The 24,018-nt window shown below is 43.5% G+C and carries 25 protein-coding genes and 1 pseudogene; 25 read left to right on the top strand and 1 reads right to left on the bottom strand.

Annotated features, from left to right (window positions below; all coding sequences use genetic code 11):
• The first annotated feature begins 2 nt into the window (after window positions 1–2).
• From flgL to fliJ, 16 genes are all read left to right on the top strand, one after another.
• On the top strand, window positions 3–1,214 hold the full coding sequence (gene flgL / locus L5M29_RS16510; RefSeq protein ID WP_263168860.1) for a flagellar hook-associated protein FlgL: 1,212 nt from the start codon (window positions 3–5) through the stop codon (window positions 1,212–1,214).
• Window positions 1,215–1,308: 94 nt separating this feature from the next.
• Window positions 1,309–2,136: a flagellin gene (locus tag L5M29_RS16505; RefSeq protein WP_263168857.1), complete on the top strand. Its 828-nt coding sequence runs from the start codon at window positions 1,309–1,311 to the stop codon at window positions 2,134–2,136.
• Between the two features lie 263 nt (window positions 2,137–2,399).
• Window positions 2,400–3,224, top strand: a complete 825-nt coding sequence (locus tag L5M29_RS16500) for a flagellin (RefSeq protein ID WP_263168856.1) — start codon at window positions 2,400–2,402, stop codon at window positions 3,222–3,224.
• A 140-nt stretch (window positions 3,225–3,364) separates the two neighbouring features.
• Window positions 3,365–3,742, top strand: a complete 378-nt coding sequence (locus tag L5M29_RS16495) for a flagellar protein FlaG (protein ID WP_263168854.1) — start codon at window positions 3,365–3,367, stop codon at window positions 3,740–3,742.
• Window positions 3,743–3,787: 45 nt separating this feature from the next.
• Window positions 3,788–5,158: a flagellar filament capping protein FliD gene (gene fliD / locus L5M29_RS16490; protein WP_263168853.1), complete on the top strand. Its 1,371-nt coding sequence runs from the start codon at window positions 3,788–3,790 to the stop codon at window positions 5,156–5,158.
• Between the two features lie 30 nt (window positions 5,159–5,188).
• Window positions 5,189–5,509, top strand: coding sequence for a flagella biosynthesis chaperone for FliD, FliT (locus L5M29_RS16485; protein WP_263168851.1), 321 nt, complete (start codon window positions 5,189–5,191; stop codon window positions 5,507–5,509).
• Between the two features lie 6 nt (window positions 5,510–5,515).
• Window positions 5,516–5,926, top strand: a complete 411-nt coding sequence (gene fliS / locus L5M29_RS16480) for a flagellar export chaperone FliS (protein WP_212600932.1) — start codon at window positions 5,516–5,518, stop codon at window positions 5,924–5,926.
• A gap of 288 nt (window positions 5,927–6,214) precedes the next feature.
• Window positions 6,215–7,648 carry a sigma-54 dependent transcriptional regulator gene (locus tag L5M29_RS16475; protein ID WP_011847309.1) on the top strand — a complete coding sequence of 478 codons (1,434 nt, stop codon included), beginning with the start codon at window positions 6,215–6,217 and terminating at the stop codon, window positions 7,646–7,648.
• Between the two features lie 109 nt (window positions 7,649–7,757).
• Window positions 7,758–8,840, top strand: a complete 1,083-nt coding sequence (locus tag L5M29_RS16470; RefSeq protein WP_173497646.1) for a sensor histidine kinase — start codon at window positions 7,758–7,760, stop codon at window positions 8,838–8,840.
• Window positions 8,833–10,176 carry a sigma-54-dependent transcriptional regulator gene (locus L5M29_RS16465; protein ID WP_028761192.1) on the top strand — a complete coding sequence of 448 codons (1,344 nt, stop codon included), beginning with the start codon at window positions 8,833–8,835 and terminating at the stop codon, window positions 10,174–10,176. The genes L5M29_RS16470 and L5M29_RS16465 overlap by 8 nt, the downstream gene beginning before the upstream one ends.
• Window positions 10,177–10,407: 231 nt before the next feature.
• Entirely contained in the window at window positions 10,408–10,743 is a 336-nt protein-coding gene (gene fliE, locus L5M29_RS16460) for a flagellar hook-basal body complex protein FliE (protein ID WP_028761191.1), read from the top strand.
• A gap of 45 nt (window positions 10,744–10,788) precedes the next feature.
• On the top strand, window positions 10,789–12,477 hold the full coding sequence (fliF, locus tag L5M29_RS16455; RefSeq protein ID WP_028761190.1) for a flagellar basal-body MS-ring/collar protein FliF: 1,689 nt from the start codon (window positions 10,789–10,791) through the stop codon (window positions 12,475–12,477).
• Complete coding sequence (gene fliG / locus L5M29_RS16450; RefSeq protein ID WP_131523088.1) at window positions 12,470–13,522, top strand: flagellar motor switch protein FliG; 1,053 nt, start codon at window positions 12,470–12,472, stop codon at window positions 13,520–13,522. Before fliF ends, fliG begins: the two co-directional genes overlap by 8 nt.
• Window positions 13,509–14,504, top strand: coding sequence for a flagellar assembly protein FliH (gene fliH / locus L5M29_RS16445; RefSeq protein WP_263139365.1), 996 nt, complete (start codon window positions 13,509–13,511; stop codon window positions 14,502–14,504). The genes fliG and fliH overlap by 14 nt, the downstream gene beginning before the upstream one ends.
• Window positions 14,473–15,810 carry a flagellar protein export ATPase FliI gene (gene fliI / locus L5M29_RS16440; RefSeq protein WP_028761187.1) on the top strand — a complete coding sequence of 446 codons (1,338 nt, stop codon included), beginning with the start codon at window positions 14,473–14,475 and terminating at the stop codon, window positions 15,808–15,810. Before fliH ends, fliI begins: the two co-directional genes overlap by 32 nt.
• 29 nt (window positions 15,811–15,839) lie before the next feature.
• Window positions 15,840–16,286 carry a flagellar export protein FliJ gene (fliJ, locus tag L5M29_RS16435; RefSeq protein WP_028761186.1) on the top strand — a complete coding sequence of 149 codons (447 nt, stop codon included), beginning with the start codon at window positions 15,840–15,842 and terminating at the stop codon, window positions 16,284–16,286.
• 194 nt (window positions 16,287–16,480) lie between these two features.
• On the opposite strand, the gene L5M29_RS16430 is transcribed toward fliJ, so the two are convergent.
• Window positions 16,481–17,368, bottom strand: a complete 888-nt coding sequence (locus L5M29_RS16430) for a hypothetical protein (protein WP_263168845.1) — start codon at window positions 17,366–17,368, stop codon at window positions 16,481–16,483.
• A gap of 535 nt (window positions 17,369–17,903) precedes the next feature.
• On the opposite strand from L5M29_RS16430, the pseudogene L5M29_RS23805 reads away from it, so the two are divergent.
• From L5M29_RS23805 to flhB, 9 genes and pseudogenes are all read left to right on the top strand, one after another.
• Window positions 17,904–18,389, top strand: a pseudogene (locus L5M29_RS23805) (flagellar hook-length control protein FliK); the annotation flags it as partial.
• Window positions 18,390–18,473: 84 nt separating this feature from the next.
• Window positions 18,474–19,001: a flagellar basal body-associated protein FliL gene (gene fliL / locus L5M29_RS16420; RefSeq protein ID WP_263168842.1), complete on the top strand. Its 528-nt coding sequence runs from the start codon at window positions 18,474–18,476 to the stop codon at window positions 18,999–19,001.
• Window positions 19,002–19,040: 39 nt separating this feature from the next.
• A complete protein-coding gene (gene fliM, locus L5M29_RS16415) occupies window positions 19,041–20,069 on the top strand; it encodes a flagellar motor switch protein FliM (protein ID WP_105251943.1) in 1,029 nt (342 codons plus the stop codon).
• An 11-nt stretch (window positions 20,070–20,080) separates the two neighbouring features.
• Complete coding sequence (gene fliN, locus L5M29_RS16410) at window positions 20,081–20,461, top strand: flagellar motor switch protein FliN (protein ID WP_263168841.1); 381 nt, start codon at window positions 20,081–20,083, stop codon at window positions 20,459–20,461.
• 30 nt (window positions 20,462–20,491) lie between these two features.
• The gene (fliO, locus tag L5M29_RS16405; RefSeq protein ID WP_263168839.1) at window positions 20,492–20,917 is read left to right on the top strand and encodes a flagellar biosynthetic protein FliO; all 426 of its coding nucleotides are present in this window, start codon (window positions 20,492–20,494) and stop codon (window positions 20,915–20,917) included.
• A complete protein-coding gene (gene fliP, locus L5M29_RS16400) occupies window positions 20,914–21,660 on the top strand; it encodes a flagellar type III secretion system pore protein FliP (RefSeq protein WP_263168836.1) in 747 nt (248 codons plus the stop codon). The genes fliO and fliP overlap by 4 nt, the downstream gene beginning before the upstream one ends.
• Window positions 21,661–21,678: 18 nt before the next feature.
• Window positions 21,679–21,948 (top strand): flagellar biosynthesis protein FliQ, encoded by a 270-nt coding sequence (gene fliQ / locus L5M29_RS16395; RefSeq protein ID WP_012587225.1) that lies wholly within the window; start codon window positions 21,679–21,681, stop codon window positions 21,946–21,948.
• A 4-nt stretch (window positions 21,949–21,952) separates the two neighbouring features.
• Window positions 21,953–22,750, top strand: coding sequence for a flagellar biosynthetic protein FliR (gene fliR / locus L5M29_RS16390; RefSeq protein ID WP_028761179.1), 798 nt, complete (start codon window positions 21,953–21,955; stop codon window positions 22,748–22,750).
• 18 nt (window positions 22,751–22,768) lie between these two features.
• The gene (flhB, locus tag L5M29_RS16385; protein WP_198572623.1) at window positions 22,769–23,899 is read left to right on the top strand and encodes a flagellar biosynthesis protein FlhB; all 1,131 of its coding nucleotides are present in this window, start codon (window positions 22,769–22,771) and stop codon (window positions 23,897–23,899) included.
• Window positions 23,900–24,018: the final 119 nt, after the last annotated feature.

The raw sequence follows: 24,018 nt of genomic DNA, 5'->3' as shown, positions 1-24,018 counted from the left end.
CTATGCGATTATCATCCGCGCAGATTTTTAATCAAAGCATTACCAGTGTGCTGCAAAAGCAAACGGCGACCAGCAAAATTCTTGACCAATTGAGCAGTGGTAAGAAAGTCAATACTGCTGGTGATGATCCTGTGGCGTCACAGGGTATCGATAATCTGAATCAGAAAAATGCGCTAGTCGATCAGTTTATGAAAAATATTGACTATGCGAAAAATCGTCTTGCTGTGGCAGAAAGCAAACTCGGTAGTGCTGAAGATTTAACTGGCTCTATGCGTGAGCAAGTTATGCGAGCGATAAACGGCACACTCTCAGGAACTGAGCGGCAAATGATTGCCGAAGAGATGAAAGGCAGCTTAGAAGAATTGCTCTCTATTGCGAATAGTAAGGATGAATCTGGCAATTATATGTTCTCTGGTTTCAGTACCGATAAAGAACCTTTTGCTTTTGATAACTCGACGCCGCCTAAAATAGTGTATAGCGGCGATTCTGGCGTCAAAAATAGTTTAGTACAAACGGGTGTTGCCATGGGGACAAACATCCCTGGCGATAGCGCGTTTATGAAAGCACCCAATGGACTTGGTGATTATAGCGTCAATTATTTGGCCAGTCAGCAGGGGGAGTTAAGCGTTAAAACAGCAAAAATTGCTGATACAGCAACTTATGTTGCTGATACATATACATTTAACTTCACTGATAATGGTGCCGGTGGTACTAACTTGCAAGTGCTCGATTCTGCAAGTAATCCCGTCGCAAACGTAGCTAACTTCGATGCCACTAATCCCGTTAGTTTTAATGGTATAGAAGTTAAAATTGATGGAAAACCCAGCGCTGGCGATAGTTTCACCATGGAGCCGCAGGCCGAAGTCAGTATTTTCGATACGATCAGCAGTGCGATTGCATTAATTGAAGACCCTAATTCTGCCAACACTCCCCAAGGGCGAGCTCAGTTGGCACAGATATTGAATAACATCGATAGTGGCGTCAATCAAATTAGTTCTGCCAGAAGTGTGGCGGGGAATAATCTGAAAGTTGTCGAAAGTTACAAAGAGACTCATACCGAGGAGAAAGTGGTGAACTCATCAGCGCTATCACTCTTGGAAGATCTCGATTATGCATCAGCGATTACGGAATTTGAAAAGCAACAGCTTGCATTGAACGCAGTCTCTAGCGTGTTTAGTAAGGTGGGTTCTGTTTCCCTGTTCGACTTTATTTAACAGAAAGCAAGTACCTATCCATCTGTAAGATAAATTGTTAAAAATTTAGCCAAGCTCCAAGCCTTGGCGGTATAACTAGGAAGAGGAACTCAACATGGCTATTACAGTAAATACCAACGTGACTTCAATGAAGGCACAAAAGAATTTAAATACTTCCAGTAGCGGTTTAGCGACCTCAATGGAACGTTTATCCAGTGGTCTACGCATTAACAGTGCGAAAGACGATGCCGCTGGTTTAGCCATTTCTAACCGCTTGAACAGCCAAGTGCGCGGTTTAGATGTGGGTATGCGTAACGCAAATGATGCGATTTCAATTGCTCAAATCTCAGAAGGTGCGATGCAAGAGCAAACCAATATGCTACAACGTATGCGTGACTTGACTATTCAAGCTGAGAATGGTGCGAACTCAACATCTGATATAGGTGCTATTAAATCAGAAATTGATGCGCTAGCATCTGAAATATCTGCGATTGCAAACTCCACTGCATTTGGTAATACCAAGTTACTTGATGGTTCATTTGCTGCGGGAAAAACTTTCCAAGTCGGACATCAAAATACAGAAGACATAACTGTTTCAGTATCGAAAGTCACTGCAAGTGCTTTGAAAGTTCAGGCATCTGATGTGAAGGTCTCAACTGCTGCGCAAAGAAGTACTTCATTAACAAATATTGATGCAGCAATCAAACTTATTGATACTCAACGATCAAACTTAGGTGCTATTCAAAATAGACTTGCGTACAACATTAGTAACAGTGCTAATACTCAAGCCAACGTTGCTGATGCAAAGAGCCGTATTGTTGATGTTGATTTTGCAAAAGAAACTGCAACTATGACGAAGAACCAAGTGCTGCAGCAAACAGGCTCAGCTATGCTTGCGCAGGCTAATCAGTTACCTCAAGTTGCATTATCTCTTCTTGGTTAATGTTACTGATGTGAAGTTATTGGCGTTATCTTGAAGTGTTTTTGCCTACTTGTTCTAGAATTATCTAGAAAAGTAGGCAAAGTTTTATAGGGTTTGATATTTATGCTTATGATAATTAGAGTTATTTTATAAAATCAATATATTTTAAAAAATAACTCTAAAGTTAAAAAAGATGCTGCCGTTAAATATAGTGTAACCACTAAGACCCGCCTGGCTTAAGTAGACAGGCAAGTTCACAAGCCAGGTATAAAGAGGAAACGATCATGGCCATTACAGTAAACACTAACGTCACATCTTTGAAAGCACAGAAAAATTTAAACTCATCTGCCACTGGATTAGCATCCTCAATGGAACGTTTATCAAGTGGTTTACGTATCAACAGTGCCAAAGATGATGCTGCAGGTTTGGCGATTTCTAACCGTCTAAACAGCCAAGTGCGTGGTTTGGATGTGGGTATGCGCAATGCTAACGATGCCATTTCAATCGCCCAGATTTCTGAAGGTGCGATGCAAGAACAAACTAACATGTTGCAACGTATGCGTGATTTAACAATTCAGGCAGAAAATGGTTCAAATTCAACATCTGATATTGGTGCTATAAAATCAGAACTTGATGCGCTTGCAACTGAAATCACTGCAATCGCTAACACAACAGCATTCGGTAACACAAAACTATTAGACGGCAGTTTTTCAAGTGGAAAAACTTTCCAAGTTGGCCATCAAAATAGTGAAGATATTGCAATTTCGGTGAGTAAAGTAACTGCAAGTGCGATAAAAGTACAGGCATCAGATATTAAAGTATCTACAGCGGCTCAGAGAAGTACATCACTAACAAATATTGATGCAGCAATAAAAACAATCGATAACCAAAGAGCAAAATTGGGTGCGATTCAAAACCGTTTAGCATACAACATTAGTAACAGTGCTAATACTCAAGCAAACGTTGCTGATGCGAAGAGCCGAATTGTTGATGTGGATTTCGCGAAAGAAACATCACAAATGACCAAGAATCAAGTGTTACAACAAACGGGTTCTGCAATGTTGGCCCAAGCCAACCAGTTACCTCAAGTGGCCTTGTCACTGCTGTAGTTTAACGCAGAATAGTGAGAAAGTGATAAGGGAGGTTCGGTGACGGATCTCCCTTTGCCACTTTAAAGGTTAATGTAGTTTTATAGGGTAATTTTAATGTAACTATTTAAAGTTATTACTAAATTTGCTGAGGTATGGCTATGGATATCAATATAGCAAGTTCACCTTCTATGCTTCACAGTAAGGTTGATTTAGCTCAAACGCCGCTAAAAGTATCTGCTCCAGATACTGAGTTAAAGCGAAATACGGCTAGTGAACAAGCTGCGGAACAAGATGTAACGAAAAATGAACAGAATCCGAGTAAGCTGGCTCAAGTTGCCACAGAGTTGTCTGATATGATGTCTATGATGCGTAAAGGTTTAGCATTTAAGGTTGATGAGAACTCTGGACAAGCTGTTGTGACTGTACTTGACCGAGATACTGGCGATGTCATTAGGCAAATGCCGAGTGAAGAAGCATTAGCCTTAGCTGAGAAATTATCTGAAGTCACTGGGCTTTTGATGAAAACAGAGGCGTAGATATCCACATTACTAGTAGTGATAGTTGAAGAGTAAGAGGTTTATATGGCATTAACAGCGATGGGTATCGGTTCTGGTTTGGATATTGGCAACATTGTTAAAGTGTTAGTCGATGCCGAAAAAACACCGAAAGAAGCGATGTTTAATAAAACGGAAGACAGCATCAAAGCAAAAGTTTCTGCAATGGGAACCTTAAAAAGTGCGTTGTCTACGTTTCAAGATGCCTTAAAAAAACTTCAAACTGGCGATGCCCTCAATCTGCGTAAGGTATCTGTTAGTAATCAAACTTATTTGTCAGCAACAACAGACAAAACTGCACAAGCCGGTAGCTATGGTATCAAAGTTGAGCAACTTGCCGTAAATCATAAAATTGCTGGAAAAAACGTTGCTGATCCTGCATTACCTGTAGGTGAAGGGAGCCTTGATTTTGGTATCAATGGTAAGAATTTTTCCATTGATGTTTCGGCTACCGATTCGCTTGCTGCGATTGCTAAAAAAGTTAATGAATCACCAGATAATGCGGGCGTAACTGCAACTGTTATTACCAGTGATGCAGGCAGTCGTTTGGTTTTTAGTTCAGATAAGTCAGGTGAAGACAATCAAATTAGTATTATAGCTAATGACACGACTGGAACTGGACTAAATGATATGTTCGGTGCTGGAAATATCTCCACGCTTCAAGATGCTAAAAATGCGGTTGTTTATATCGATAATCAGAAAGTTACCTCACAAACTAATGAAGTTAAAAATGCTATTGCAGGTGTGACGTTAAACTTAACTGATGCTGATGTTTCTAAGACGACTACGTTAAAAATTGAACAAGATGATGATGCAGTAAAGACAAATGTGAAAGCTTTTGTCGATGCCTACAATAGTTTAGCGACAGCAGTTGATAAAATGTCGTCCTATGATAAAGAGAAAAAAACAGCAGCTGCATTACAGGGCGACTCTATGATCCGTTCTATAGAATCGCAACTCCGAAGTATATCGAGTGAACGAGTGCCAACTGATAGCGGCAGTTCGATAGCATTATATGATATAGGTATAAAAACAGATAGATATGGTAAGTTATCTGTCGATGACACTAAACTTAATAAAGTCATCTCTGAAGATATGGCCAGTGTTGAGGCATTATTCTCGACACCAGATAAAGGGCTTGCTAATCGCTTTAATGATCTTGCAGATAGCTATGTCAAGTCTCGAGGATTGATTGCTTCTCGTCAAACCGGATATACCAATCAGCAAAGCCAAATCGCAGATCAAAGAGAAGCCTTTACGCTTAAAATGGATCAGTTAACCGCGCGTTTAACGAAGCAATTTAATGCGATGGATCTTGTCGTTGGTCAACTCAATCAACAGAGCAGTGGTCTTGTTGATCGTTTGAATTCGCTTCCTGGAGCTGTTAAAAAACGATAGTGAATTTATAAATGAGTAAGGGAAGTATAAGTGAAACAACTCGATGAGCTTAATGTCCTTTTGAGTGAAATTTTAAATAAGCTGACTCAGCTTCCTGCTGAAGAGTCTCAATCTGACGAGTTGGTGTCGAACTTGCAGGTACTGGTTGGAGAGCGTCAAATTTTACTCAATGTATTAGTGGCTGATGCTAATATGACAGATGTTGATTATCTTCAACATCAGCTTGAACTTACTCAAGAGTACACAGGTAAAGCAAGTGTTGTTATGGCAGATAGACAAGCATTATTACATGCAGGTAATAAGAATAAGCGCCAGATTAGTGTTTATGAGACTATAGATTTAAACAGGTAGGTGTTTATGAGAGGATCACTGCAATCGTATCGTAAGGTGTCTTTAGAGAGTGAAATTACTGTTGCGTCACCACATCGTATTATTCAGCTTATGTTTGCGGGGGCACTACAACGTTTAGCACAAAGTCGCCTTGCGATTGAACAAAATGACTTGTCTAATAAAGGCATGTACATTGGCAAAGCTATTGGGATTATTACTGGTTTAAACAATAGCTTAGATATGGATGCTGGTGGCCAGATAGCTAGAAATTTGAGTGATTTATATGACTTTATGTTGCGTAGAATTTCTGAAGCTAACCTAAATAATGATGTGAAAGCAATCGATGATGTATGTGACATTTTACGTACTATCAAAGAGGGTTGGGATGCAATTCCTGCAGATAAACATAATATTTCTGCACATTCTGAAGCGGGTTAATATCTTATTTCGTGATTAAAAATAGACGCACTGGTTGCGTCTTTTTTTTTGGCTAAAAGTCAAAGTATTGACGTTTTAGACTAGAATCATGACGTAAATGAACTAAAATCAATTCAGTTTGGCATAAACCTCATCTGAGGCTTGCTTCTCGTCTGCTGATAATACAATATTCATCACAAGTAGTGATGGTGGCACAGATTGTTACATTGAATTTGTTAAGCTTTTACAGCAACTAATCATAAATAATTAATGCGAATTAATACATATTAGAGCTTTACGGCCTACTGAATGATGCAAACAGATCAACGAATTTTACTTATCGGCCCCCCATCAGAGCGATTAAATCGCCTGTGTTGCATTTTTGATTTTTTAGGTGAGCAAATTGCACAAATTGACGCCGAAAAATTAAGTGCTAGCCTCCAAGATACTCGTTTTCGAGCTTTAGTTATCCTAACTGATGTTATGGATGCTGATGCACTTAAAAACATCGCGGGTCAACATCCATGGCAACCTATGCTGTTGCTTGGCAACGTTGACGATCTGCAAGTGTCTAACATTCTTGGAAATATTGAGGAACCTTTAACCTATCCTCAACTCACCGAATTATTACACTTCTGCCAAGTCTTTGGTCAAGTTAAACGCCCTCAAGTCCCCACAAGTGCGAATCAAACTAAGTTGTTTCGAAGCTTGGTTGGGCGCAGTGATGGTATTGCCAATGTAAGACACTTGATTAATCAAGTGGCGACATCTGAGGCGACTGTACTAGTACTGGGCCAATCCGGTACAGGTAAAGAAGTGGTCGCCCGTAATATCCATTATTTGTCTGAGCGCCGTGATGGCCCTTTTATTCCTGTTAACTGTGGTGCTATACCGCCAGAGTTGTTAGAGAGTGAACTTTTTGGTCATGAGAAGGGATCATTTACTGGGGCAATTTGTTCTCGTAAGGGCCGTTTTGAATTGGCAGAAGGTGGCACACTATTTCTCGATGAAATTGGTGACATGCCATTGCAGATGCAAGTTAAATTGCTTCGTGTACTGCAAGAACGAGTATTTGAGCGTGTTGGCGGTACTAAGACCATCAATGCCGATGTGCGCGTTGTCGCAGCGACACACAGAGATTTAGAAACCATGATCAGCGTGAATGAGTTCCGCGAGGATCTCTATTACCGCCTAAACGTATTCCCGATTGAAATGCCTGCGCTATGTGATCGCAAGGACGATGTGCCTTTGCTATTACAAGAGTTGGTGAGCCGAGTCTACAACGAAGGTCGTGGCAAAGTGCGTTTTACGCAGCGTGCGATAGAGTCGTTGAAAGAACATGCTTGGTCGGGCAACGTGCGTGAGCTGTCTAACTTAGTCGAACGCCTCACCATTTTATATCCGGGTGGACTGGTTGATGTTAACGACTTACCCGTTAAGTATCGCCATATCGATGTGCCCGAATATTGTGTAGAGATGAGCGAAGAGCAACAGGAACGTGATGCTTTGGCTTCTATCTTTAGTGATGAAGAGCCGGTTGAAATCCCTGAGACACGTTTCCCAAGTGAGCTACCGCCTGAAGGCGTTAACCTTAAGGATTTATTAGCAGAACTGGAAATCGACATGATACGTCAGGCACTAGAGCTGCAAGATAACGTTGTTGCTCGCGCGGCTGAGATGTTAGGAATTCGTCGTACAACGCTAGTAGAAAAAATGCGTAAGTACGGAATGACTAAAGATTAGTTTTCTATTTTATTGTTATATCAGTAGTTTTAACCTCTAAAGTTCAGTTTCTAATTTGGCATAGATACTGCAGTCACTCCGTCATAAGCAATTTTTTGACGGAGTGACTATGTCAGCCAACCCACTAGCGCAAATTGAGTCATTCAAGCACACTAGCAAACAATGGAACCAACTGCGTGAGGCCGCTAATATGTCCAATCGAATGGAGCATATTTTACAGGCTATGCCATCCGGCGTGGTGATTATCAATGGCGACGGTATAGTCACGGATGCCAATCCGGTTGCAGTTGAATTACTAGAGCGCTCATTGTGTGGCGTTCGCTGGATTGATGTGATCCACAGTGCCTTTGCGCCACAGGACGATGATGGTCACGAAGTGTCACTGCGTAATGGCCGCCGCGTTAAATTAGCAATTACGCCACTCACGCCAGAGCCTGGTCAATTAATTGTGTTAACTGATCTGACTGAAACTCGGTTATTACAGAAAAATATCTCCCATTTACAACGTTTATCTGCACTGGGCAAGATGGTAGCAACTTTGGCTCATCAGGTGCGCACGCCTTTATCAGCCGCTTTGTTATATGCTTCAAATCTTGCTAGTCCTAAGTTATCCGATGCCGCTAAAGCGAAATTCCAGCAAAAACTTGTTGATAGACTCAATGAACTCGAGCGGCAGGTTAACGACATGCTATTGATGGCGAAAGGCCGTCAGGATGAACTTGGAGATCTAATCTCATTGGCTGAGGTTATCGACAATGTTTTGGCAAATTGTGAGCCGATAGCGGCAAAGCAAGGCTGTGACTTGTCATTTGATGATGCATCAAGCAGCTCGATGTTAGCTAATTCCAATGCATTAAGCTCGGCGATTAATAATTTAGTCATGAACAGCATAGAAGCTGGAGCAACTGAAATTCGTATCCAAGCGAAGGAAGAGGGCGAACGGTTATTATTAGATGTAATCGATAATGGCAAAGGCTTAGACGCCACTATGCAGCAGAAGGTATTTGAACCTTTCTTTACGACTAAGTCGCAGGGAACTGGGCTTGGGTTAGCCGTTGTGCAATCTGTGGTGCGCAATCATGGAGGACAACTGCAACTCAGTTGTTTACCGAATAAAGGCTGTACTGTGTCTTTAGTATTCCCTCGGGCTAAATCCGCGGTGATATTACCTTTGGAGATTACCCATGTCTGAAGCAAAGTTATTGCTCGTTGAGGATGATGCTTCATTACGTGAAGCCTTGTTGGATACTTTAATGCTGGCTCAGTATGAGTGTGTTGATGTTGCCTCCGGTGAAGACGCTATTTTAGCCTTGAAACAACATCAGTTTGATTTAGTTATTAGCGATGTGCAGATGCAAGGTATTGGTGGTTTAGGTTTATTGAACTACCTGCAGCAGCATCATCCTAAGTTGCCAGTGCTGTTGATGACGGCCTACGCGACTATTGGTAGCGCGGTGAACGCTATAAAATTAGGCGCTGTTGATTATTTAGCAAAACCTTTTGCACCAGAAGTGTTACTCAATCAAGTCTCACGCTATTTGCCATTAAAACAAAATGTGGATCAGCCCGTCGTCGCTGATGAAAAAAGTTTAGCCTTATTAGCACTGGCTCAACGGGTTGCCGCCTCCGATGCCTCTGTCATGATCTTAGGTCCTAGCGGTTCGGGTAAAGAGGTTTTGGCCCGTTATATTCATCAACACAGTAGCCGTGCTAATCAAGCCTTTGTGGCCATTAACTGTGCCGCTATTCCTGAGAACATGCTCGAAGCCACCCTTTTTGGTTATGAAAAGGGTGCATTTACGGGGGCTTATCAAGCGTGTCCGGGGAAATTTGAGCAGGCTCAAGGTGGCACTTTGCTGCTCGATGAAATCTCTGAGATGGATTTAGGCTTACAAGCTAAGTTGTTGCGGGTTTTGCAAGAGCGTGAAGTTGAGCGTTTAGGTGGCCGTAAAACCATTAAATTGGATGTGCGCGTGCTTGCCACATCCAATCGTGATTTAAAGGCAGTGGTCGCAGCTGGCGGATTTAGGGAAGATCTCTACTATCGAATTAACGTATTTCCTTTAGCTTGGCCTGCGTTAAGTCAACGTCCTGCAGATATTTTACCTCTTGCGCGTCATTTACTGGCTAAACATGCTAAGGCATTGAATGTTGCCGATGTGCCTGAGTTGGATGAGAATGCGCGTCGACGTTTATTGAGTCATCGCTGGCCTGGGAACGTACGTGAACTCGACAATGTGATCCAGCGTGCTTTGATATTAAGAGCTGGTCAATTGATCACTGCCAATGACATTATTATCGATGCGCAGGATGTGATTTTAAGCGGTGAAGATCTAGACCCATTTTCTTCTGAGCCGGACGGTTTAGGTGAAGAGCTTAAAGCTCAAGAACATGTGATTATTTTAGAGACCCTTAATCAATGCCAAGGAAGTCGTAAGTTAGTCGCCGAAAAGCTAGGAATTAGCGCACGAACCCTAAGATACAAGATGGCAAGGATGCGTGATATGGGGATCCAACTGCCAAATTAGTCTATAAATTCAAGTTATCATCACGCAGCCTCCACATTGAGTGTGAGGCTGTATTTATTAAAACACACAACCGCAAAAGTGGCTCATTTCATCCAAAATCCTTAGATATTGACATCTTCTTATCCCGTCAATTTATTATCAATCACGACCATCTGAAAACTTGGCCGTTATTTTGCATTGTCCCGTTATCGGTATTTTGATCGTCAAGAACTCGACGACTGGGAGCTCAGCATGCAAATAGGCGCAAATTCATTCCTGCAGGAAATGCAGAAACTCCAAGGCGAAATAACGCCGTCGTTTGGCGTTCAGCCAAATATCATGCAGCAAGTGAATAACACCAGTGGTGCAGACTTCGGTCAGTTGCTATCGCAAGCCGTCGGCAATGTCAGCGGCTTACAGTCCGCATCGTCAAACCTCGCGACACGTTTAGAGATGGGTGATACTACCGTTTCTTTATCGGACACTGTGATTGCCCGTGAGAAAGCGAGTGTTGCTTTCGAGGCGACAGTGCAAGTGCGTAATAAGCTTGTCGAAGCCTACAAAGAAATAATGAGCATGCCTGTCTAGGCCAGTGAATAACCCAATTAGCAGGTACGAATCGTGAGTACAGAAATGATTGTCGGATCCAATTCCGGTTTAGCTGACCAAGGTGTCCAGCAAGAACATAAGTCAGGAATGATGGGAAATCTTGGCGGTGTCGATATGATGCGCCAAGTGACTATGATTTTAGCCTTAGCGATTTGTTTAGCCTTGGCGGTATTTGTCATGCTGTGGGCGCAGGAGCCAGAGTATCGTCCATTGGGTAAAATGGAAACTCAGGAAATGGTTCAAGTGCTAGATGTACTTGATAAAAATAAAGTTAAGTACCAAATCGACGTGGACGTTATTAAAGTTCCTGAAGATAAATATCAAGAAGTCAAAATGATGTTGAGCCGTGCTGGTATCGACAGTCCTGCGGCCAACCAAGATTTTTTGAATAAAGACAGTGGCTTTGGTGTCAGCCAACGCATGGAACAGGCTCGTCTTAAGCATAGCCAAGAAGAAAACCTCGCCCGTGCGATAGAGCAACTACAAAGTGTCAGTCGTGCCAAAGTCATTCTTGCGTTACCTAAAGAAAACGTCTTCGCCCGTAATGCCTCTAAACCGAGTGCAACTGTGGTGATCAATACCCGTCGCGGTGGCTTAGGCCAAGGTGAAGTCGATGCTATCGTCGATATTGTTGCTTCTGCAGTACAAGGTTTAGAACCATCAAGGGTGACGGTAACTGACTCTAACGGCCGTTTATTGAACTCTGGCAGCCAAGATGGCGCGTCTGCGACGGCTCGGCGTGAACTTGAATTAGTACAGCAAAAAGAAGCTGAATATCGCACTAAGATTGAATCGATTCTGGTGCCAATTTTAGGTCCTGATAATTTTACCTCTCAAGTCGACGTCAGTATGGATTTTACTGCTGTTGAGCAAACATCAAAGCGTTTTAACCCTGATTTACCAGCACTGCGCAGTGAAATGACAGTTGAAAATAACACCACTGGCGGCTCTTCTGGTGGGATCCCTGGCGCGTTATCCAATCAACCGCCAATGGAGTCTAATATTCCAGAAGATGCAACAAAAGCGGCAGAGTCAGCAACAGCTGCAGCAGGTAATTCGCACCGCGAAGCGACCCGTAACTTTGAATTAGATACCACCATTAGCCATACCCGCCAGCAAGTTGGCGCAGTGCGCCGCATTAGTGTCTCAGTCGCGGTAGACTTTAAACCTGGCGCCGCTGGAGAAAATGGTCAAGTAGCCCGTGTTGCCCGTACCGAACAAGAACTGACCAATATCCGTCGTTTGCTTGAAGGCGCGGTTGGTTTTAGCTCACAACGGGGTGATGTGCTGGAAGTGGTAACCGTTCCCTTTATGGATCAATTGGTTGAAGATTTACCCGCACCTGAGCTTTGGGAGCAACCTTGGTTTTGGCGTGCGATTAAGCTTGGGATTGGTGCGCTAGTGATTTTGGTGCTGATTTTAGCTGTGGTACGTCCTATGCTGAAACGCTTAATCTATCCTGACAGTGTGAATATGCCTGAGGATGGCAGATTAGGTAATGAATTAGCCGAAATTGAGGACCAATATGCGGCTGATACGCTAGGGATGCTCAATACTCAAGAGGCGGAATACAGTTATGCTGACGATGGCTCAATTCATATCCCTAATCTTCACAAAGATGATGATATGATTAAAGCTATCCGTGCGCTCGTGGCGAATGAGCCTGAGCTCTCTACTCAAGTCGTGAAAAACTGGTTACAAGACAATGGCTGAGAATAAAACGAAAGAAGTGGCTACTGCGGCCGCACCTGCCTTTAATATCAAAGATATTAGTGGCGTTGAAAAGACCGCTATCTTACTCCTCAGTTTGAGTGAGGCTGATGCTGCATCCATTTTAAAACACTTAGAGCCGAAGCAAGTGCAAAAAGTGGGTATGGCCATGGCGGCAATGGATGAGTTTGGTCAGGAAAAAGTTATCGGAGTACATAAGCTGTTTCTTGATGATATTCAAAAGTATTCTTCAATTGGTTTCAACAGTGAAGAGTTCGTCCGTAAAGCCTTAACCGCTGCGCTGGGTGAAGATAAAGCGGGTAATCTGATTGAACAGATTATCATGGGCAGTGGCGCTAAAGGTTTGGACTCGTTGAAGTGGATGGATGCACGCCAAGTGGCGACCATTATTCAAAACGAACATCCACAGATCCAAACCATTGTGCTGTCTTATTTAGAACCCGATCAAGCGGCGGAAATTTTTGGTCAATTCCCTGAGAATACCCGCTTAGACTTGATGATGCGTATTGCCAATCTTGAAGAAGTGCAGCCTGCTGCACTGCAAGAGTTGAACGACATCATGGAGAAACAGTTTGCTGGTCAAGGTGGCGCCCAGGCCGCGAAAATGGGTGGCTTAAAAGCGGCTGCCAACATAATGAACTACTTAGACACGGGTATCGAAAGCCAGTTGATGGAAACAATGCGCGAGTCTGATGAAGAAATGGCGCAGCAAATCCAAGATTTGATGTTTGTATTTGAAAACTTAATCGATGTCGATGACCGCGGTATTCAAGCCCTGTTGCGTGAAGTGCAGCAAGATGTACTGATGAAGGCGCTCAAAGGCACAGATGATCAGCTGAAAGAAAAAATCTTGGGTAACATGTCAAAACGTGCCGCTGAATTGTTGCGTGATGATCTTGAAGCCATGGGCCCAATCCGCATCAGTGAAGTGGAAGTTGCCCAAAAAGAAATCCTGTCTATTGCTCGTCGCTTAAGTGACAGCGGCGAAATCATGTTAGGCGGCGGTGGTGGCGATGAGTTCCTCTAATCCGAGCGACAATAAATTGTTGAATAAGGTCTTGAGCGAAGGAGATGTCGAATTTAGTCACTGGGCGCTGCCAGATGTGACTGAAGCCGATGATGATTCTATCTCAAATCTGTTCGGCCATTCGAATCATCAAGCCGCTAAGTCGACTACTGTGGAAAGTGTTTCTCCACCGACTATGGCTGAGATTGAAGACATTCGCGCCCAAGCCGAAGAAGAAGGCTTTAGCGAAGGTAAGCAGCAAGGGTATGAGCAAGGGCTAGAAAAAGGACGTTTAGAAGGGTTAGAGCAGGGCCATACTGAAGGGCTCGCCCAAGGGCATGAGCAAGGATTAGAAACCGGTTTAGCCCAAGCAAAAATATTGCTCTCGCGTTTTGAAACCTTATTAGCTCAATTTGAAAAACCATTGCAATTGCTCGATGGCGATATTGAACTTTCGCTACTGAACCTGAGTATGACATTAGCGAAATCTGTCATTGGCCACGAATTAAAAACTCATCCAGAACAAGTGCTTTCGGCATTGCGCTTAGGTATAGAATCACTGCCGATAAAAGAACAAACAGTCACAATCCGCTTGCATCCTGACGATGTTATTTTAGTCGAACAACTTTATTCCAGCGCTCAATTGACCCGCAGTAAGTGGGAACTTGAAGTTGACCCTTCCTTAAGCCCAGGTGACTGTATTCTCAGTAGTCATCGTTCTTTAGTCGATTTGACCCTCGCATCGCGTATTGATGCTGTGTTTGAGTCTTTACGGAACCAACATGCTCACTTAAGTGACAAGCAGCGTCAATTGCAAGAGGCGATAGAGGTTGAAGATACCGCTAAACACGTTGCTGCTTCTGAGGCTGTGGGATCAGAGCTTGATGATCAGGTTGTCGATACGGTTTCTCAACATGCTGAGGATATACAATCTGCCTCAAACACAGGTGAGCAATTAGAGGCAAAATCAGATGCAAAATCGCCAACATCAACTGCTGAATAGACTTAATCATCATCAGGGTAAGGTGCCGCCATTTCGCGCTGTGGCCAGTGGTCAACTGGTGCGTGTTGTCGGCTTAACCTTAGAAGCAAGCGGTTGCCGTGCGCCTGTGGGCAGTTTATGTTCGATCGAAACCATGGCGGGCGAGTTAATCGCCGAGGTGGTCGGGTTTGATGGCGAACTATTATATTTAATGCCCATTGAAGAATTACGTGGTGTATTGCCCGGTGCGCGGGTTGTGCCTTTGGGGGAACAAACTGGACTCAATGTTGGTTTATCCCTGCTAGGACGCGTACTCGATGGTAACGGTGTGCCTTTAGATGGTTTAGGCGCGTTGCAGACCGATCAACAAGCACCAAGACATAGCGCCGCCATTAATCCCTTATCCCGCCGTGCTATTACTGAACCGCTGGACGTTGGCGTTCGCGCTATCAACGCTATGCTGACCGTGGGCAAAGGCCAACGTATGGGCTTGTTTGCGGGCTCAGGTGTAGGTAAGAGTGTGCTCTTAGGTATGATGACTCGCGGTACTACCGCCGACATTATTGTGGTTGGGCTAGTGGGTGAGCGTGGCCGGGAAGTGAAAGAGTTTATTGAGGAAATTCTTGGTGAGAAGGGTCGAGCGCGTTCAGTCGTTGTTGCTGCGCCTGCGGATACATCGCCTCTGATGCGCCTTCGCGCCTGTGAAACCTCGACTCGTATTGCCGAATACTTTCGCGATTTAGGCTATAACGTTTTATTGCTTATGGACAGTTTAACACGCTACGCCCAAGCGCAGCGTGAAATTGCTTTGGCTGTGGGTGAACCGCCTGCGACTAAAGGTTATCCGCCTTCTGTGTTTGCAAAATTGCCACGTTTAGTTGAGCGCGCCGGAAACGGTGGCCCCGGGCAAGGTTCAATTACGGCATTTTATACTGTGTTGACGGAAGGGGACGATCAACAGGATCCCATTGCCGATGCTTCGCGGGCGATCCTCGATGGTCACATTGTCTTGTCACGTTCGCTTGCGGATTCGGGGCACTATCCTGCGATTGATATTGAAGCTTCTATTAGCCGAGTCGCGCCTATGGTGATCTCCAATGAACATTTGGAGGCGATGCGCCGCGTGAAACAAACCTATTCTTTGTATCAGCAAAATCGAGATTTGATTTCTATTGGGGCCTATGCCCAAGGAAGCGATCCTCGCATTGATAATGCGATACGACTGCAGCCAGCAATGAATGCTTTTTTGCGACAAACCATGCGTGATGCATTTAGCTTTGCCGATAGCCAAGTCATGCTTGGGCAACTTGCTGCACAGTGCAAATAATGGCGTCATCGAATTAATTGAGGTCTAGTATGGCTAACGCCGATCCCTTGTTGTTAGTGTTAAAGCTTGCCAATGATGCCGAAGAACAAGCGGCTTTATTGTTAAAATCTGCGCAGTTAGAGTGTCAAAAACGGTTGAATCAACTCAGTGCTCTAAATAACTATCGCTTAGAATACATGAAGCAAATGCAATCCCAGCAAGGTCAAGCCATTAGTGCTAGTCACTATCACCAGTTTCACCGTTTTATTCGTCAGATTGATGACGCTATTATCCAGCAAAATCGCGTCGTAGCCGACGGTGAAAAGCAAAAAGAATATCGACAACAACATTGGTTGGAAAAGCAAAAAAAACGTAAGGCAGTAGAATTACTCTTAGCCAGTAAAGAGAAGAAGCGTCAAGTGGTTGAACAAAAAAGGGAGCAAAAAATGACCGATGAATTTGCTTCCCAGCAATTTTATCGCCGTCATCAACGTTAGTGAAATGATAGGCATCTTTACTGCTCGCGAGCCGGATAGGCTCTTTAGTTTTTTGTATTGATGGCATAAGCATCAATTTGACACCTCCCAGAGTTAATTCTTTTCGATATGCTGTCGTAAAACCTGATGTTTTGGCATCTTATTTGCTTTGATTTAGTCCATGACCCTGCAACCGCAGTGTTTAATTGACGTTTCTACCTAGCCATTTTCTTTTTTGCTGGGTGATGTTTGGGAGCACTTATGCAACAAATGACCAATATCCTGTTAAGTAAAACAGGCAACTCTGCGGCCAATTCCGCTAAGACATCTTCCCAAGAGTCTAATAATGAAGACTTTTCATCTACACTTGCGTCAGTCACCGCTAGCTCATTCTCTATTTCTGCGTCTAAAAAAACCATTGCTAACACTGATGATACTGTGCAGGTTACCTCTGCTGATAAAGTAAAAGATGACGATATATCAACTGATGACGCCGACGTAAATCTCATTTTTGCCCAAATTAGCATGGCAAATGATATGAAGAAAACGGCATCTGATGGAGATAGTTTGCCGCTAGCATTTTTAAATGCTGAAGAAGATATAACTGGTGAAGAAAATATTGATACTTCATCAGCGTTATTAACCGGCTCAGCATTGGCATCTACTGTTTCTGATAATTCAACATTGGCATCTACTATTTCTGCTGATTTAGCATTGGCATCTACTATTTCTGCTGATTTAGCATTGGCCTCTACTGTTTCTGCCGATTCAGCATTGGCCTCTACTATTTCTGCTGATTCAGCATTGGCACCTACTGTTTCTGATAATTCAACATTGGCACCTACTATTTCTGCTGATTTAGCATTGGCATCTACTGTTTCTACTGTTTCTACTGTTTCTACTGTTTCTACTGTTTCTACTGTTTCTACTGTTTCTACTGTTTTTGCTGAGATTGAACTGGCATCAGATATAGATGAAGCTGGTTTTTCTGCTGAATTACAAAAGTTAGTTTCTACTAGCCCAGATATGGCAGCAATTTCATTCGCAGATGACGTGAAACCATCTTTTTTGACTGATAAGTCACTCGTACATATTCTTCCCATAGACCCAAATATACTTGAAGCGTCAGCGGATAGTGATGCTGTGATTGATCCAAATTTGACCGATGACGCTTCAGAATTACCTTTAGAAGACACTGAGCTTGTCTCTGCCACTGAAGTCGGGGTGAGTATAGATGAGTCTTTAGTTGAGAATGAGGTCACACTTAATGCTGTGATTAATCAAGCGGGCTTAGCGAACAGTGCAACGATAAAGTCGGCAACTAACACTGCGGCAAAAGCAACGACTAGTAGCTCGACAGTGAATAGTCTCAATACGGGTAATATCGCGACCTCGGGAAATACTTTCGACCTGAATACCTTAGGCTCTTCAATTTCATCTGAACCATTAGGTACAACATCTGTAACAGAAAGTGATCTTGATGGGAGTCCCAATTCCGATTTGGCTGCTAACCTATTACTGAAAGATGCTAAATTAACGGTTGCGATGGATATTCCCAGAGACGAAAGTTTTATGGATGATAGTAATACTTTCTCAGAACTTAAGTCGACATCATCCATACAGACACTCTCGATGTCACAATTAAATCGCCAAGAAACCATGCAAGTTCAGCTGTCATTGCGTCAAGGAGTAGAACAGCAAAACCAAATGCAGGAGATGATCCAACGATTTTCACCTGTGATGAAGCAGCAATTGATTACTATGGTGAGTCAAGGCATCCAACATGCGGAAATCCGGCTCGATCCACCTGAACTTGGGCATATGTTGGTAAAGATCCAAGTGCATGGCGACCAAACCCAAGTACAGTTTCATGTTACTCAGCCGCAAACGCGCGATCTGGTTGAACAAGCTATGCCAAGATTACGTGAGTTATTGCAAGAGCAAGGGATGCAGTTGGCTGACAGCCATGTTTCTCAAGGCGATCAAGGTGAGCGTCGGGAAGGTAGTTTCGGTGATGCCGGCAGTTCAAATGCGGCTGATATGGATGAAATCTCGGCAGAAGAGTTACATTTAGGTTTAAATCAAGCGATTAGTGTAACTTCAGGTATAGATTATTACGCTTAAGCAGGTAACCTATAGCAATGACTGACATAATTACGTTTCAAATAAAACTGTAATGAGTTTCCGCCTAAATTAAAGAGAATAGTGATGGCTAAGGAAGAATCGTTAGAACTTGAAAGTACTGAAGGGCCTAAGAGTAAGAAGAAACTATTTATTTTTGCTGGTCTAGGCGTTTTAGTCGCGCTGTTAATCGGTGGCGGCGTCTGGTTCTTTATAGGAAGCGGTACCGAAGAGGTTCCCGCCGTAGCTGCCGATGGTGCAGTTCAGGCTGAAGTTCCAGCATCAGGAGCAGTGGCTACCGCATCATACGTGCCTATGCCGCGTCCTTTCTTATTCAACTTACCTGGGCCTGATAGGGCTCGTTTAGTTGAGATTAAAGTGCAGCTTATGGTGCGTGGTACCGATGATGATGTGCTAACACAAAAACATATTCCGCTGATTGAAGATGCGCTTTTAACGACCTTTAGTGGTGCAGATGTACAAAAGCTCAGCACGCAAGCGGGGAAAGATGAGTTACGGCAGTTAGCACTTTTGAGTGTGCAAAATACTCTACAGTCAGTAACTGGGCGTAAGGTTGTCGAGAAAGTACTATTTACCGGTTTTGTAATGCAATAATCCTTTAACTTCAGCACCAAAAGAGGCGAAGGCAATATAGTGAGTGATTTATTAAGCCAAGACGAAATTGATGCGCTATTGCACGGGGTTGATGACGTCGATGATGACGAAATTGACGCTGTTGGAGAAGATGCCCGTTCCTACGATTTCTCTTCCCAAGATCGAATAGTTCGTGGGCGTATGCCGACGCTGGAAATCGTGAATGAGCGTTTTGCGCGCCATTTGCGCATCAGCATGTTTAATATGATGCGCCGAGCGGCCGAAGTGTCGATTAACGGTGTACAGATGCTCAAGTTTGGTGAGTACGTACATACGCTTTTTGTTCCTACTAGCTTGAATATGGTGCGTTTTAGCCCACTCAAAGGCACTGCATTGATCACCATGGAAGCGCGACTGGTATTTATCCTGGTGGATAACTTCTTTGGTGGCGATGGGCGTTTCCATGCCAAGATTGAAGGGCGAGAATTTACGCCGACAGAAAGACGAATCGTACAGTTACTGCTTAAGATTATATTTGAAGATTATAAAGATGCTTGGGCGCCCGTAATGGATGTTGAGTTTGATTATTTGGACTCTGAAGTCAACCCCGCCATGGCGAACATTGTTAGTCCTACCGAAGTTGTGGTGATTAATTCATTCCATATTGAAGTCGATGGAGGCGGTGGTGATTTTCACATCACTATGCCTTACTCCATGATTGAACCTATCCGAGAGTTACTCGATGCGGGTGTGCAAAGTGACAAGCAAGATACTGATATGCGTTGGTCACAGGCATTGCACGATGAAATCATGGATGTGAAGGTTGGGTTCGATGCCAATATTGTTGAACATGAATTAACGCTCAAAGAGGTCATGAATTTTAAAGCGGGCGATATTATTCCGATTGAGTTACCCGAGTTTATCATGATGAAAATCGAGGATTTACCGACATATCGTTGTAAAATGGGCCGTTCTAGAGATAACCTAGCGCTTAAAATATGTGAGAAAATCCCTCGGCCAGAGACAGTTAAATCTGAGCTGCAATTGGTGACGCGTAAGGGTAAATCTCGTGATATATCAGAATTATAAGGTGAAGTAAGATGAGCACAGACGATACGGATGATTGGGCTGCAGCAATGGCAGAACAAGCGTTAGAAGAAGCCAACGTAATTGAACTCGATGAGCTGGTTGATGATTCAAGACCTATTTCTAAGGCTGAAGCGGCTAAGTTAGATACAATTTTAGATATTCCTGTCACCATTTCGATGGAAGTGGGCCGTAGCTATATTAGTATTCGAAACTTATTACAACTTAACCAAGGTTCTGTGGTTGAGTTAGATAGAGTCGCAGGTGAACCGTTAGATGTGATGGTCAATGGCACGCTTATCGCTCACGGTGAAGTGGTGGTGGTAAACGATAAATTCGGTATTCGCTTAACGGATGTGATCAGTCAAACTGAGCGAATTAAAAAGCTTAAATAATTCGAGATGTAAAAGTCGTTGGAACTTTAAATGAGCACATCGGTAATACAGAGTTTAGTGGTAGCGGTTCAAGCGAGCGCCGATAGCCTCGGTGGGGAAGGCGTAGCGAATATTGCTTCAATAGCGCCTGCTGCAAAAATGGCAGAACCTTCTCAAGTTGCAACCTTAGCAAGTATGTTAGGCGGCTTGATTCTGGTTTTATTATTAATTTTCGCGTTAGCTTATTTACTGAGAAGGTTTAATTTAGTCCCCACGACCAATGGCGTGCTAAAGACTATTGCGGTGACTTCCCTAGGTCAAAAAGAGCGTTTAGTCTTGGTTCAGGTGGGAGAACAACAATATTTACTTGGGGTTAGCTCGCAGCAGGTGAGTTTGATTGATAAGTTAGCTGAACCTATCCATCTAGAAGCTGATTCGTTTGCGAGTCGATTACGCCAGGCGAAATTAAAACAATGACAACACGTATCCTCGCGTTAGTTGGGTTAGTTATGCTGCTATTTATGCCGTCAGCATGGGCCGCTGATGGCGTCTTACCTGCTGTAACAGTAACAACGGCGCCAGACGGCTCAACGGAATATTCGGTCACAATGCAGATTTTACTGCTGATGACATCGCTGAGTTTTTTACCTGCGATGCTCATCATGTTGACCTCTTTCACGCGGATTATCATTGTCCTGTCGATATTACGCCAAGCCATTGGATTACAACAGACGCCATCTAATCAAGTCTTAATTGGCATGAGTTTGTTCATGACTTTTTTTATCATGGCACCGGTATTCGATCGGATTTATGATGAAGGGGTGAAGCCTTATATCGATGAGCAATTAACCTTGCAGCAAGCGTTTGATAAAGGGAAAGAGCCGCTGAGAGGCTTTATGTTGGGCCAAGTAAGAACGACGGATTTAAAGACCTTTATTGAGATTTCTGGCTATAAGGATATTAAGTCTCCCGAAGAAGCACCCATGAGTGTGTTAGTGCCCGCTTTCATTACCAGTGAGTTAAAAACAGCATTTCAGATTGGCTTTATGCTATTTGTGCCTTTTTTAGTACTCGATTTAGTGGTGGCGAGTATCTTGATGGCTATGGGTATGATGATGTTATCCCCCATGATAGTGTCGCTGCCGTTTAAGATCATGTTGTTTGTGCTCGTAGATGGTTGGAGCTTAGTCCTCGGGACATTAGCGAATAGTTTCGGATAGCCAAGGGAGAGTAAACACATGAGTCCTGAGGCGCTAATTGATATTTTTCGTGAAGCTCTCGCTGTTATCGTCATGATGGTGTCTGCTATTGTGTTGCCTGGGCTGGGAATTGGGTTAATTGTTGCTGTGTTTCAAGCGGCGACTTCTATTAACGAGCAGACCTTAAGTTTCCTTCCGCGTTTGTTAGTGACACTTTTTGGCCTAATGTTTATGGGACATTGGTTAGTTGAAACCCTGATGGACTTTTTCATCGAGATGGTGAATCGCATTCCTCAAGTGATAGGCTAACGCGATGGAGCTGCTGCTCGATACCTTAATGCAAACCATTGCCGCTTATATTTGGCCATTGTTTCGCGTCGCGAGTATGTTGATGGTCATGGTGGTATTTGGGGCGGCAACGACACCAACACGAGTGCGCTTATTATTGGCGATGGCAATTACCTTTGCGATAGCACCCGTTCTTCCTCCAACTCAAAATGTGGATTTATTTTCGTTAAGCGCAGTATTCATCACCGCGCAGCAAATTATTATCGGTGTTGCCATGGGGTTTGTGACTCAAATGGTAATGCAAGTCTTTGTGCTCACTGGACAGATCATTGGTATGCAGACCAGTTTAGGCTTTGCCTCTATGGTTGACCCAGGTTCTGGCCAACAAACACCCGTTATTGGTAACTTTTTCCTTTTATTGGCGACATTGATTTTCTTAGCTGTGGACGGCCATCTTTTGATGATCCGTATGCTAGTGGCAAGCTTTGAAACTTTGCCAATTTCTAATCAAGGCTTAACACTCACAAGTTATCGATCACTGGCTGATTGGGGGTCGTATATGTTTGGTGCGGCACTCACTATGTCGATATCTGCGATTATTGCCTTGTTATTAGTCAACTTGTCCTTCGGGGTCATGACCCGCGCCGCGCCGCAATTGAATATTTTCTCTATTGGTTTTCCGATCACTATGATTGGTGGACTGTTTATTCTGTGGTTAACCCTAACACCGGTAATGGCACACTTCGATGAAGTATGGTCGACGGCTCAAGTGTTGCTTTGCGATATGTTAGCGCTCCAATGTAACGCTGATGGCTTGATATGATGGGATTAGGAGAAGCCCATGGCTGAAGAATCAAGTGGCGAACGTACAGAGGAACCCACGGGGAGGCGTTTAGAACAGGCGCGAGAAAAAGGACAAATTGCACGTTCGAAAGAACTCGGCACTGCAGCGGTATTGATTTCGGCGGCATGTGGGTTTTATATGCTAGGCCCAAGTTTGGCCATTAGCCTAACTCGGGTGTTTGAAATTGTATTTACCATGGATAGGGCGCAAATTTTTGATACTAATGAAATGTTCAAAGTGTGGGGTGTTGTTGCGAGTGAAATAGCCTGGCCCATGGCTAAAATTATGCTACTGATTGTGGTGGTTGCGTTTATTGGTAACGTCTCTCTTGGAGGGATCAATTTTTCGACCCAAGCTATGATGCCAAAAGCCAGTAAAATGAGTCCCCTTGCTGGTTTTAAACGCATGTTTGGCGTGCAGGCTCTGGTTGAACTCACCAAAGGCATTGCTAAATTTTCGGTAGTAGCGTTTTCTGCTTATTTTTTATTAAGCTTCTATTTCAATGACATCATGTTGCTGTCTAGCGACCATCTTCCTGGTAATGTTTACCATGCATTAGATTTGTTGGTTTGGATGTTTATCCTGTTATGTTCCTCGATTTTGTTTATTGTCGTCATCGATGTGCCGTTCCAAATTTGGAATCACAACAAGCAACTTAAGATGACCAAACAAGAAGTAAAAGATGAATATAAAGACACTGAGGGTAAACCTGAGGTGAAAGGGCATATACGGCAGATGCAACGTGAACTAGCACAAAGGCGTATGATGGCTGAAGTGCCAAATGCCGATGTGATTGTCGTTAACCCTGAGCATTTTGCCGTTGCGATTAAATACGATGTGCAGCGCTCTGCGGCTCCCTTTGTGATAGCGAAAGGTGTTGATGATGTGGCCTTTAAAATACGTGAGATTGCCCGCGCGCACAATATTGCGATTGTCTCGGCCCCACCACTTGCAAGGGCTATTTACCATACGACTAAGTTAGACCAGCAGATCCCTGAAGGTTTGTTTACTGCTGTCGCACAGATTTTGGCTTATGTATTCCAGCTGCGCCAATATCAAAAAGGACGCGGCCGTAAACCTATTCCTGTCCCACTCAATCAACCTATACCAGATGAATTGAAATATTGAACGACTAGTCTCAGATGGTAGTCATTGGCAAAGCTGATGATGTCGAGTTCATTTGTTTTTTATGGCTAATTTTATGTATATCAATCAGTCACAGTACATATTTTTCCTTCATTAATGGC

Source organism: Shewanella sp. SM95, from assembly GCF_025653595.1.
In the GTDB taxonomy this organism is placed as follows: Bacteria; Pseudomonadota; Gammaproteobacteria; order Enterobacterales; family Shewanellaceae; genus Shewanella; species Shewanella oncorhynchi.
The sequence above is the reverse complement of the archived record's forward strand: the minus strand, read 5'-3'. Positions and strand labels throughout refer to the sequence as shown.

Coding starts and splice junctions, on each gene's coding strand:
- flgL (WP_263168860.1), top strand. CDS start 3: ATGCGATTATCATCCGCGCAGATTTTTAATCAAAGCATTACCAGTGTG.
- L5M29_RS16505 (WP_263168857.1), top strand. CDS start 1,309: ATGGCTATTACAGTAAATACCAACGTGACTTCAATGAAGGCACAAAAG.
- L5M29_RS16500 (WP_263168856.1), top strand. CDS start 2,400: ATGGCCATTACAGTAAACACTAACGTCACATCTTTGAAAGCACAGAAA.
- L5M29_RS16495 (WP_263168854.1), top strand. CDS start 3,365: ATGGATATCAATATAGCAAGTTCACCTTCTATGCTTCACAGTAAGGTT.
- fliD (WP_263168853.1), top strand. CDS start 3,788: ATGGCATTAACAGCGATGGGTATCGGTTCTGGTTTGGATATTGGCAAC.
- fliS (WP_212600932.1), top strand. CDS start 5,516: ATGAGAGGATCACTGCAATCGTATCGTAAGGTGTCTTTAGAGAGTGAA.
- L5M29_RS16475 (WP_011847309.1), top strand. CDS start 6,215: ATGATGCAAACAGATCAACGAATTTTACTTATCGGCCCCCCATCAGAG.
- L5M29_RS16470 (WP_173497646.1), top strand. CDS start 7,758: ATGTCAGCCAACCCACTAGCGCAAATTGAGTCATTCAAGCACACTAGC.
- L5M29_RS16465 (WP_028761192.1), top strand. CDS start 8,833: ATGTCTGAAGCAAAGTTATTGCTCGTTGAGGATGATGCTTCATTACGT.
- fliE (WP_028761191.1), top strand. CDS start 10,408: ATGCAAATAGGCGCAAATTCATTCCTGCAGGAAATGCAGAAACTCCAA.
- fliF (WP_028761190.1), top strand. CDS start 10,789: ATGATTGTCGGATCCAATTCCGGTTTAGCTGACCAAGGTGTCCAGCAA.
- fliG (WP_131523088.1), top strand. CDS start 12,470: ATGGCTGAGAATAAAACGAAAGAAGTGGCTACTGCGGCCGCACCTGCC.
- fliH (WP_263139365.1), top strand. CDS start 13,509: ATGAGTTCCTCTAATCCGAGCGACAATAAATTGTTGAATAAGGTCTTG.
- fliI (WP_028761187.1), top strand. CDS start 14,473: ATGCAAAATCGCCAACATCAACTGCTGAATAGACTTAATCATCATCAG.
- fliJ (WP_028761186.1), top strand. CDS start 15,840: ATGGCTAACGCCGATCCCTTGTTGTTAGTGTTAAAGCTTGCCAATGAT.
- L5M29_RS16430 (WP_263168845.1), bottom strand. CDS start 17,368: ATGGGAAGAATATGTACGAGTGACTTATCAGTCAAAAAAGATGGTTTC.
- fliL (WP_263168842.1), top strand. CDS start 18,474: ATGGCTAAGGAAGAATCGTTAGAACTTGAAAGTACTGAAGGGCCTAAG.
- fliN (WP_263168841.1), top strand. CDS start 20,081: ATGAGCACAGACGATACGGATGATTGGGCTGCAGCAATGGCAGAACAA.
- fliO (WP_263168839.1), top strand. CDS start 20,492: ATGAGCACATCGGTAATACAGAGTTTAGTGGTAGCGGTTCAAGCGAGC.
- fliP (WP_263168836.1), top strand. CDS start 20,914: ATGACAACACGTATCCTCGCGTTAGTTGGGTTAGTTATGCTGCTATTT.
- fliQ (WP_012587225.1), top strand. CDS start 21,679: ATGAGTCCTGAGGCGCTAATTGATATTTTTCGTGAAGCTCTCGCTGTT.
- fliR (WP_028761179.1), top strand. CDS start 21,953: ATGGAGCTGCTGCTCGATACCTTAATGCAAACCATTGCCGCTTATATT.
- flhB (WP_198572623.1), top strand. CDS start 22,769: ATGGCTGAAGAATCAAGTGGCGAACGTACAGAGGAACCCACGGGGAGG.